General features: G+C 48.6%; 8 protein-coding genes. All 8 read right to left on the bottom strand.

Going from position 1 to position 9694, the window contains the following annotated elements:
- On the bottom strand, positions 1-1636 hold a 1636-nt coding region (locus PTE_RS25605), incomplete at its 3' end, for a toxin VasX (RefSeq protein WP_036844150.1).
- On the bottom strand, positions 1633-2352 hold the full coding sequence (locus PTE_RS06630; protein WP_036844149.1) for a DUF4123 domain-containing protein: 720 nt from the start codon (positions 2350-2352) through the stop codon (positions 1633-1635). The genes PTE_RS25605 and PTE_RS06630, both read right to left, overlap by 4 nt.
- Positions 2349-3317: a hypothetical protein gene (locus PTE_RS06625; protein WP_036844148.1), complete on the bottom strand. Its 969-nt coding sequence runs from the start codon at positions 3315-3317 to the stop codon at positions 2349-2351. Before PTE_RS06625 ends, PTE_RS06630 begins: the two co-directional genes overlap by 4 nt.
- Positions 3314-4093, bottom strand: a complete 780-nt coding sequence (locus tag PTE_RS06620) for a hypothetical protein (RefSeq protein WP_036844147.1) — start codon at positions 4091-4093, stop codon at positions 3314-3316. The genes PTE_RS06625 and PTE_RS06620 overlap by 4 nt, the downstream gene beginning before the upstream one ends.
- A gap of 19 nt (positions 4094-4112) precedes the next feature.
- Positions 4113-4604 (bottom strand): hypothetical protein, encoded by a 492-nt coding sequence (locus tag PTE_RS06615; protein ID WP_036844146.1) that lies wholly within the window; start codon positions 4602-4604, stop codon positions 4113-4115.
- A 532-nt stretch (positions 4605-5136) separates the two neighbouring features.
- The gene (locus tag PTE_RS06605) at positions 5137-6282 is read right to left on the bottom strand and encodes a DUF3396 domain-containing protein (RefSeq protein ID WP_036844144.1); all 1146 of its coding nucleotides are present in this window, start codon (positions 6280-6282) and stop codon (positions 5137-5139) included.
- Between the two features lie 14 nt (positions 6283-6296).
- Positions 6297-7655 carry a VRR-NUC domain-containing protein gene (locus PTE_RS06600; RefSeq protein ID WP_036844143.1) on the bottom strand — a complete coding sequence of 453 codons (1359 nt, stop codon included), beginning with the start codon at positions 7653-7655 and terminating at the stop codon, positions 6297-6299.
- Between the two features lie 2 nt (positions 7656-7657).
- Positions 7658-9694: type VI secretion system tip protein TssI/VgrG (tssI, locus tag PTE_RS06595; RefSeq protein ID WP_245218997.1), on the bottom strand; the 2037-nt coding region annotated here is incomplete at its 5' end.

Here is a 9694-nt window from a genome sequence, read left to right as displayed (position 1 = left end):
GGCCATCCGGCTCAATCACCACGCCCAGCGTAGAGAGCAAGGCGGGAACAAATTGTTGGGTTATCCGGTCAATGGCTTGCTGGGGAAGCTGCCGGACATAATTTGCCCCCTGAGAAATCGCCTGACCGGGATTGGCGCAGACGGTAGCCAGAAAAGTCCCCATGCCCAGCAGAATATTATCGACTCCGCGAATAAACTGGCTTTGAAGCATCGGTGATTTGACTTTGTCGTTATTCAGCACGGTGATAACACTGCTGGTAATGGTGCGCCAGAAGTTGCCATCCCCGTTGCTGTCCGACTCTTTGGCGGCAAGTTTTGCTAAAACCTGCTGGCCGGGCAGGGAGGATTGCAGATTGCCAAGCAGACCGGAGAGGATTTCACTGAAAAACTGGAACTCCAGCGCGTCCTCTTCTTCCCGCGTCTCTTTTTCATCTTGCAGTGAAAAGAAGTAGTGAAAGTAATTTTGTAGCCCACCGACCTGATAACTCAGCGCCGGGTTGTCCGCAAAAGCCTCAAACAGTTTCATCAACATCGTCTGACGGACTTCAAAGTCTTGGGTGGTTTTTTTCAGTTTCGGCCAGTCGTTATCCCAGCGCTCCTGATGAATACTGTCATCTATTTTCTTTTTCAGCACTGGGTCTTTGGTCGCTTTGAGCCTTTCGACATAGAAACCGATGGTCAATGGGTAGATATTGGAGGCGTTGTAGCTCTGTTGCCACAGATGCAGGATAGAGTACGCTTCCGCGATATCCCGCTGGCGGCCCACCGGGTCATGCAGAATAACAATCCGCGCCTGTTCGTGCAGGTGCAGATAACCGTTGATTGCCTTGATAATCACGTCGGCATCCATCTCATAGCTTTCCTGCGTGGTCAGCGCACCAATCCTGGCGGTCGCTAAATCCAGTTCATTGATGTCTTTTTCAATGATGGCCTTGATGTCGGCAAATTGCTCCTGCTGGATTTTGTAATCGACGATGAGCTTACGGAAGTACTTGACTGAAGCTTTAACTGCGAAAGGGGACTGCTCCTGTTCAAGATTGATGAACTGCATGGTTTTCTGCCGCAGTGCCAGGCTGCCGTTCATTTTATCCAGTACGGAGGCGTGCCACGGGTGTTCGCTGTAGGCGATACTGATATTGATGACATCTTTGGCGACAAACAGGAACGGGTGACCTTCACCCCGGATGCCCGGCTCAGGAATAAGCCCCTCACTGGCGTCTTTGCGGTTGAGGAACATGTATTTTTTAAATTTTTCTACCCGCTGCTTTTTGCCGTTAACCTCTCTCTCTGACACGCAGTATTTAAAGATATGCAGGAGGCCCCGGGCTTTGCTGCCGCGAGCGGTAAGCGGGGCTTCTTCTTTGATATATATCCAGCCGGGGCGCAGGAGGCGGGCGGCGTAGCCTTTGGTTTTCTCGATTGATGAGGAGAACATCAGGGTGTGGATATCGGGTGGGGCCGCTGGTTTTTCCAGTTCTTTGCCGAAGAAATTCACATAAGCATAACGAACCGGGTAAATCGGTTTAATATCGCAGTCGCAGGGCTGCATGTAATTATCGACTTCAAGATTTTGCGGGAACAGCTCGTAAGCTTTTTCTATCAATTTGTCGAAGCGGTCCTGAATGTCAGTTGTCATAACATTTCCTTGGTTGTCAGTGTGTCGCACTGTTCAAAAAGTGAATGTGCCCGTATTGCCGGTATTTTTGTTTGCGAGCCGGTTGATTCCCAAAGCTGTTGCCAGCGAACTTCATCATTTGGCATTAAACACTTGGCGGCAACGTAATAGAGTATGGCCCGCTGTTGCGTCAGGCCCTGTAAATAGGCCAGATTAGTCTGCTGTAAAACAAAAGCAGGCAGGGTGTTTTTATTCACCTGACAGCGTTCAGCCAGATTGTCCTGAATAAAGTCAATGGCTTTAAGTATGTGGCGCTTTTGCGCCTGTTGCTCAAAAAGTTCACATAAGCGGCGATTGAGAGTAACAGGCGCGGGTTTTGCCTGTCGGATGTTTTCAGTGAGGGTGATCATGTGATGGATATCCGGTTCATCACCATAAAACCACACGGCATTGATACCCTGCATAAAATGGGCTAATGGCCCGTCAGATAGGGTATTAAGCAGTGTTATTAGTGTCTTAGGGTGATAGAAACGAAAAAACGACCATTCCTGAGTCAGCTCGTCTTTCAGATAGGCAAATTTGCGCAGATGATTTAACAGCGCGTCGAAAGGCTGCTCGCTCTTTTCCTGTTGTACAACTATTACGAGTTGCTTATCACTTATCTGTGAAATATACCGTATCAACTGTAATTCAGATTGGGAGCTTTCCGTCAGATGGGTTTGTAATGCAACTTTCATTCGGAAAGATCTTCATCAAGGGGACCTAAGCGATCCAATTCTGCCAAAATCAACGGAATTTGTGTGTCTAAATCAGCGGGTCTTTTATCCTTACTCCACCAGATAAGGGGTCCCCGGCGTTTATAATCCACCTTACTGACAGCTTCTTTGCCGTTTAAAAAGAATTTCACCATAAAGGCGACTGCCAGCGCTTTATCATTGCCACTGCTTAAGAAGGCAAAGGAATAACTACTGACGTTAGGGATAAAACCACGCCCAATAAGCTGATTGTTTTCGTCCAAGCCATAGACTTTGAGGAACAGAATATTAGTTTTTTCTGCCATGCCGACTTGTGGATAACGGGCAGCATAAGCTTTACCTTTATACCAGGTGTAAAAAATCTGTCGTTCACGATCAATAATTAATGGTGCCTGACGGCGTGAAAAAAATACAGCCCAGATAAAAGGTGGGATAATTATTAGATAAAGAAGTAGGAAACCTATATCAATTTTGATAATCCGTGAACTACTGGGATAAAAGGTATAGCGATAGTGAAGATATTTTCTCAGAGATATCTCTTTATCGTTACCAATATAACGGGCATTTTCCATAGCGCTGGGTAGATCATTGCGTAGATAAAATTTATCACCATATTCTTCCTTTACTAAGTTGACCCATCTATGGATAGCTTTTTCATCATTTTTACGGTCTTCGATAAATCCGTTAATATTCAGAATAAGACTGCTAATAATCCCTAATGTGATTGGGATCAAGGTAATACTCCGGGCGCGGCGTTGAGTGTTACGGATATGGCATTCCTTATTATCAAGGTAGTCCAATATTTCTGCGTGTTTAATTGTTTCCTCATCCTTAATATCCGGTGGTGCCGCCAGAAGTTCTTTTTCCCAGCGCGCCAGCCGTTTGGCTGGCAGTGGATGAATAGTAGGAAACCATTTTTTGAGTAAGTTTTTTAGGCGTTGCTTCATAGTGTGCGTTCTCCATCAAAACTACCCTTAATAGTATTTTCCTCTGTGGGTTTTTCTCCCCATAAATAGCGCAAAGGAGCGATAACATTGTCTGACTGCTGGTAATACCAATATAGCTTGCTGCGATAAGGGTTTACTTCGCGTCCTTCTGTCGTGACTATTTCCAGTATGGCTGTATCGCCATTCAGAGTTAGCTTCGCCTGTTCTCGTGCGGCCTTGAATGTGGCATCGCGAAAAGTGTCCCGTGTATACTGGCGACGATTAATGGTAATAGTGATAATTTGTGCACCGAGATAGTATATTTCATTTTCTTTAACGAAAAGCCCGTATATTTCCGAAACTCCCATTTGGAAGGCAGGTAAGGTAAAGTGGTAGGTCGTTTTTCTGTATTCCCTATGTATTTTCAATTGTGGCTGAATAAACAGATTTAAAAATTCTTGGTTCTCGATAACAAAATGATTTTGAGTATCATTATCCATTTTTCTTGTTATTTTGAGCTGATCGAATATTTCAGGTCTTCTTCCATCCCCCCAAAAAGCATATTTATCTGCTGCCCCCCAAAAACAGTTATTCAGTACTTTCTCTAAATCTGACCAGGCACTGTTGGCCTGCACAATGCTGCCACCAATAAGCAAGCTAGCCCCAGCTATAATCGCTGTCAGTACGCCCCCAGTCAGGAAAGTGCCTGCGGCAACCCCGATCCAGACCGCTGTAGTCAGGATAATCGAACCTGTTCCTATCGCTACCTGGCTATAACCTTCTATGTTATTACCCACTTTGAAAGCATTATTTGCATCATAGAAGGAGACCAGCGCCCCTAAATACCTGCCACGCTACCGGCAACCCGGGAGAACTGATGACCATAGCCGTATTGATGGCAGGCACTTTTATGCCGTTCATCAGCGCCTTGACTATCGGGGAGTTTACCTTACTCGCTAGCGTCGAACCGAGGGAGGCCAAATCGGCACTCATACCAATCACCGCGGTGCTAAAGCGCAGCAGGCTCATATAGGACGGTCCGGGCTGTAACGGGTTGTTGCGGGCATATTCTGTCTGCGTGAGCACGTCCGCCAGGGTAAAGGCATTCAGAAACAGGCTGGTGCCGGTCAGTGAGGAGTCAAACAGTAAACCAATGGACGGTTTACCGGCACCGTCTAAGGTAAAAAGCTGAACCGGCGAGTCTGCAAGGGTCTTAACGGCGGGCAGGGTTATCACCGGTTTGTCACCAAGTGATTCCAGCCGCTTGCTCCAGTTAATGATCCGTTCCCCGATAGCCTGTGTCCGCATCGCGGGATCTGGCAGGTGGCGATTTGCTTTCGATTCCAGTCGCTTGAGCACTTCCTGATAGCTCTGTCACTAAGCGCCANTNGTGCCATCCGGCTCAATCACCACGCCCAGTGTAGAGAGCAAGGCGGGGACACATTGTTGGGTTATCCGGTCAATGGCTTGCTGGGGAAGCTGCCGGACATAATTTGCCCCCTGAGAAATCGCCTGACCGGGATTGGCGCAGACGGTAGCCAGAAAAGTCCCCATGCCCAGCAGAATATTATCGACTCCGCGAATAAACTGGCTCTCAAGCATCGGCGATTTGACTTTGTCGTTATTCAGCACGGTGATAACACTGCCGGTAATGGTGCGCCAGAAGTTGCCATCCCCGTTGCTGTCCGACTCTTTGGCGGCAAGTTTTGCCAAAACCTGTTGGCCGGGCAGGGAGGATTGCAGATTGCCGAGCAGACCGGAGAGGATTTCACTGAAAAACTGGAACTCCAGCGCGTCCTCTTCTTCCTGCGTCTCTTTTTCATCGACTGTTTCTCATCCTTTACTCATTCCTATTTTCTGCTTCCCGTATCAGATGCCATACCGTTGTCCCCGGCTCCGCGCCCTGAATATCAAAGGCCGTCGCACCCTGAACAAAGAAATACTGTTTGTCAGGCTGGCTGTCGGTTCGCCAGAATCCGCTGACAAGCATCGGTTCGCCGCTTCTCACCGGGGTTACATGCAGAGTCCCTCGGTCATAACGGGCATACCAGGCTTGTGTGGAAATATCGTTAAAATGACCGGCACCGTAAAAATGCAATGAATCACCTTCTCCCGGCACAAAACGTATCGGACGTATCAGTTGGTTAATGGCGAAATAACTTTCCGGGACACTGCCCGGTAGCGGTGTCAGGTCCGGGTATTTGCCTGCGCGGATCATCAGACCATTGGAGTAAGGACTAATCACCACATCTGGGTAGCGTGCTAGTGTTTTACGTATCCAATGTTCCCCGCCCAGCCGTCCTACAAAGCGTTTGGACAGCAGGGTGATCCAGTTCATGCTCCGTATAGCATCGGCATAATCATCCAGTGTGGTATGAACCGTAGAGTTGACTTGCAAGGTGGGATAGCGTTGGGCCAGTTGGTACTCCAAGGGGAAATAATCATAGTAGTCTTTGGGTAAGACCAGACAATAACCACAATCTCCCCAGTCAGGTTCAAGCTGTTCACACAGAAAATCCAGCCATGCCATAAACCGTGTCATGCCGTCTTGTTCTTTCAGATAATCCCAGGGCAGTACCAGACTCAGGTAAGAGCTACTGTCGTCACCATCAATTTCTCGGGAGTCCAGATAACGCATCAGATAGTGAGGGGCTTCATCTTCATTTTTAGCATCACTGACGACCCAACCACAAAGCTGGTTTTTTTTCTGATTAAGAATGCCTTCTTCCACTTTGGCAATATTTTCCGGTGAATATTTGCTTAACCCTTTCAATGAATGACTATGAAAACGCAGCTGAGTGCCAAACTCTTCGCGAAAACGACGATAACAGGCCAGAATGCGCTGTTTTTTCTCCTGGGTGTAGCCCTGTTTAAAAAACAGAGTTATTGAGAGACCCAGGCGGGAAACAGTCAGTCCATCGCCATTGATAAAAAGAAAAGAGGTCAGTTGTGATCTCAGTTGGGCAAAGTAATCATTAGTATCCATATTCTCTCCGTTCATTATGAGGCGGTGGCGAATGTCACACCTGCCAATATTGCCAGGACGGCCGCTAATGCTGCGGTGCTGACTGCTGCTGTGGCAGCTAAAATTTCCACCAGTGCAATCAGCGCAGCAGCGACGGCAAGGGTGACGAGGATAACCACGGCAACTTCGGCAATAATCACCACCACTTCCAGCATGCCTTCACCCACCTTTTTCAATATTTGCATCCAGCTAATGTTTTTCAGCTCTTCCAGGGTGATATCTGAGCCCTGTTGCACGGTTTGCCACCGGGCTTTTATCTCACTCTCAGTCCAGGTCACGATTTTCCCCGTTTGTTCACTGACCCAGGAAAAAGCGTAACTGGCCTGATGGGTTATCGGGTCGATTATCTCTTTACACACCCATTTGCCGGTTTCACTGAACCATGCCCCAAACTGAGCAAGGCGTTCACGGGTACTGTTACGGATATAATCTAGTCCCTGTTCTGTCAGGCCAGCCACTTCCTGTCCGAGAATAACCCAGTCTTCATAGCTGAGTAAGAAAGACCACGGAGAGGCACTGACAAGCGGGAGATTTTTTGTCAGGGGTTGCGGAATGGTCCCCGGCACGCCCTCTTCGGGAGGTGTGGGTAAGGCGTCATCATCAGGAGGCGAACCGGGCGGCAGGGGAGCCAGCGGTATCGGATTTTTATAGTGTTGTGAACCGGGTTGATAGTGTTCTTGCCACGCTTCATCATACTGTTTTTGCTCTTCTGTGCGGTTATCGCTGACACGCATTACACCAAAGCGAGAGCGAGTAGCAATCTGGATATAATCTTTTTCTTGATCTTCACTAAGCTTATCCCCCGGAAATTTCACCTCAATCAACATTTTCAGATTATCAGGATGCGCAGAACCATCAAAGTAAGTGGCATTTCTGCCCGGCCAGCGGAGAGCTTCCTCTTTAACCAGAATAATATCGGGCCGACGGATACCCACAACCCCAAATTTCTCCATATCGTCGGCAGAAGGCCGGGCAAACGGGTTACTGGATTGCGGTAAATTATCACCATAACGTTGCTTAGAGACTTGACTGGTCGCCAGCATGGGCAGAGGAACATCCTTCTTCCCTCGGATAGCAAACACCACCTCCGCTTTATAAGGCCACAGGAAGTCATGCTTAAGCTCCTCAACCTTAATCAAGCCACTCATAATGATTTGATTAAGAAAGCGAATCGCCCCCTGTTTAGTGAGGATCATCGCAGGCAGCCGCAGGGCGTATTCAGCTTTTTCCGCCAGGTAGCAGGGGTCTTCATCGGTGGGAAAGACCCCGATTTCCATTGTGCAATTAATTGAGGTAACGGCCGGACATATATTGCCGCTGTTGGATATTGCCATACTTATTTCTCCTTAAACTCCATAACATACTCTACCGGTGTGTTACCACTGACCCGGTATAAGGTTTTCTTCGGTTTCGGTGGGGCTTTTGGCGGATCCAGTTGCAGATTTTCTTCCGCCGCACTTTGTACGGTCACGGTTCTGCCCAGCGCGTCGGTTTTACCGGAGAGGACCTGACCGCCGGCGGTGGTGATGGTATAGAGAGTATTCACCAGCGGCTTACCGGTCTGCTCACTCCGCAAGGTATAGCGGGCGGAGTAGTCAAACAGCGCATCGGCGGATTTCTTACCGGTGATATGGTCAGCCATGGTGATACTGACCCCTTCGATACGGATATTGCCCATCGGGTCAATGACTATCTGCCCGCCGGCATTCCCAATGGTGATTTGCCCGCTGTCAGAGTGCACAGTGATATGTTTACCCACGGTAATTTGCTGGTTATCGGTGATGTTTAATTGATGGCTTTTACCAATGGAAATGGCTTGCTGACCTTTAATGGTCATCGTTTGATTTTGACCGACTTCCAGCGTCTGGAAGCCCTGCACCGCTTCTTCATCATCGTTTTTAATTATGGTGGTACGGTTATGTTCGACTTCTGTTTTCTGGTCATGCTTTATCTGTGTGGTTTTATCCCTGAGAACCTGCGTATTCATATCCCGCTGAGCGTGAATAAACACTTCCTCGCTGCCGTTTTCATCCTCAAAACGCAATTCGTTAAAGCCATTGCCTTTATGGGTCTTGGTTCTGAACGTAGTGCGGGTCTTTTCCGCCGGTAAATTCAGCGGCGGACGGTTAAGCGCGTTATAGGTGCATCCGGTAATAATGGGGCGGTCAATATCGCCGTTGAGATAGGAGATAATCACTTCCTGGCCGACTCGCGGTGTGGCCAGAAAGCCAAATCCGTTGCCATTCCAGCCTTGTGCCACCCGCACCCAGCAGGAAGCCTGGTCGTCCGGCGCGTCGTAACGGTTCCAGTGGAAGTGAACGCGAACCGCCCCCTCTTTATTGACATAAATTTCTTCCGTGCCGGGCCCGACAACTGTGGCAACTTCATCGCCGTCAGCCAGGGGTTTATAGCGGTAGGGCGGACGCCAGTCGTTGCGGCCCGGAATAAATTGGGTCTGTGAATTGAGGGTGGTGCCGGCTCCGCCATCACCCAAAACGGCGGGGACATGCCCTTGATGTCGGGAAGAGACGACTTGCCAGCGGTCATTCATGGTGTCAATCGGGTGGTGGGTTAATGTGAAGATCCTGCCCGGCATTAATCGAATACAATTGCTGTCCGCTTGCCCGGATTTGCTGTCGGCACGTAAAGCTTCCAGCCGGTATTGGGTAAACGGAATGCCCTCTTTGTCTTTCAGAAAACGCCCGTAACTTTCGAAGATATGAAATGGCGTGCTGCTCTCTGCCTCAAAATCTGTTGCGTTATGCTGCAAGGCATAATTGGGGTTGTGGTAATTCCGGTCTTTTTGGGAAATGGATTCAGGGCGCATGTGGGAGCCAAAAGACCATTTGGAGATAACATTTTCTTCTATTGCGCTGGTGACGTCTGGGTTGTAGATCAGCGTATCCGGTGCTCTCATGTTTAAATGGCTATCGCTCACATGGAGTCCATCATCGGCGAACCAGAAGAAAATCCCCTCTTCAGCGGCAAGGCGGGTAAAGAAATCATAGGATGATTCCCTTTTCATGGTGGTGTATTCCCGTACTGAATGAGGGTCATTAAAACGCATATTGGCCCTGAGTTTTTTCTGTTTCAGTAGGCTGTGTAAAATCTCGGGAACGCTGAGTTGGTGATAGATGCGGCTGTCCTGATCAAGGGTCAGCAGCCACATTTCGGGTCTGACTGTCAGGTGATACAGGGTTTGATGCCGGTTTGTGGTTCCAATAACCGCACTTTCAACCAATCCTTTCACTTCACGTTGCGGATTTTCGTCACGGGTGACGGTAAACTGTGCGGTCTGGAGCAGGAGGGTATCCGTATCAATATCGGAACGCGGTGCCGCTAATGTCAGAGACAGGGTAAATAACGATGAAAG

Origin of the sequence: Photorhabdus khanii NC19, from assembly GCF_000517265.1 — a bacterium.
Lineage (GTDB): Bacteria > Pseudomonadota > Gammaproteobacteria > Enterobacterales > Enterobacteriaceae > Photorhabdus > Photorhabdus khanii.
Note: the sequence above shows the minus strand (reverse complement) of the source record. Positions and strands in the feature narration are given on the sequence as shown.